The sequence below is a fragment of the Chitinimonas sp. JJ19 genome, assembly GCF_036961565.1.
GTDB lineage: Bacteria > Pseudomonadota > Gammaproteobacteria > Burkholderiales > Chitinimonadaceae > Chitinimonas.
In genome coordinates this window covers 1-1198 of the sequence record NZ_JBAMDD010000038.1, presented here as the reverse complement: position 1 = coordinate 1198, position 1198 = coordinate 1, and the positions used below count along the sequence as shown (strand labels likewise).

Sequence of the window (1198 nt, the reverse complement as noted above, 5' to 3'; positions counted from 1 at the left end):
GGTATGTGGATGGGAATCCGCTTAGCTATAGCGATCCAAGTGGTTTGGCTCGAGTTTTGGGTGCGCCAGAAGGATTTACTGAGCGAATGGCATGGGGAAAGAAGTATGGGGTGCTTTTCCCCTTGCTAGACGAAATGCAAGCCAAGATCAATAAGTTATGCAAGGGAGATAAGGGCAGAATCCAAAAGATATTTGATGGGTGGACTATTACTGTAGATCCAAATATTGCCAATCCTGCGCGTCGAGCTCGACAAACTTACGCGACGACGAAATATGGCAATCAATCAACCCAGTTTAATTATGGGTTCTTCAATTCTGCTAGTGACGGGCCTGGAGTTAACGCTATATTTGCGCATGAGTTTAGGCATCTAATGCCGGAAAATAATAAAATTGACGCTGCTGCCGACTTAGGTGCAGCGCTGAGTGGTAAGCCTACAGACTCTAGATACGAGCAGGACGCAGACGCTTGGGCTGCGAAATGGGTTAAGGAGAACTGCACGTGCGGATTCTAAAATTTATCTTTGTAATAGTCGCTTTCATTTTCTTTTCTTCCCGCTCTCTGGCCGAAGGGGTGGAAAGTAACGAAATAGGCTATGCATCCGTATTTGATGACAAAGGGGTTACGCTGGGATTCGACGAGAACAGTGTTAAGTTATTTGATTTGAGTATTCCTGCGATACGCTGTAGGGATGAGGAGAAATTTGTTTGTATAAAGTCAAAGAATTTTGTTTTTTCTATCCCAAGAAAAATGGATGGGATTCGTAGTTGGCATCATGCTGGCGCTTATTACCAGATAATGCAAAGTGCGGAGGGGAATGTTTTTGGAAAATTTATTCGATACAAGATAATTCAGCAGCGATGGAGAGGGCTGATTTCTAGCTATGCCTATTCGGAAGAGCGAGGCGTTTTTGCAATAATGGCTAAAAATAGGCACCAGCTTCTATTGGTAGGAAATTGTGGGATCGCGGCAATATCCAATCAAGACGGGTGTGAGGCCGCAGGTGTTACAGCCACATTTCACGCGCAATAACTTCTGCGCCTTTATGAAGGTCAGCTGTATGACATCCACCCCGACCACCTAGGCACGCCCCGGCTGGTGACGGACAGCCAGCGGCGAGCGAGGTGGCTGTGGCACAGCGAACCGTTTGGCAGCACCGCACCGCAGGAAGACCCGGAGCAGCTGGGCCAGCCGCTGGAG

At 47.7% G+C, this 1198-nt stretch carries 2 protein-coding genes; both read left to right on the top strand.

Translation table 11 applies throughout. From position 1 onward, the window contains the following. On the top strand, positions 1-512 hold a 512-nt coding region (locus V7714_RS20555; RefSeq protein WP_335711405.1), incomplete at its 5' end, for a hypothetical protein. Next, entirely contained in the window at positions 500-1030 is a 531-nt protein-coding gene (locus tag V7714_RS20550; RefSeq protein ID WP_335711404.1) for a hypothetical protein, read from the top strand. The genes V7714_RS20555 and V7714_RS20550, both read left to right, overlap by 13 nt. Positions 1031-1198 lie beyond the last annotated feature (168 nt).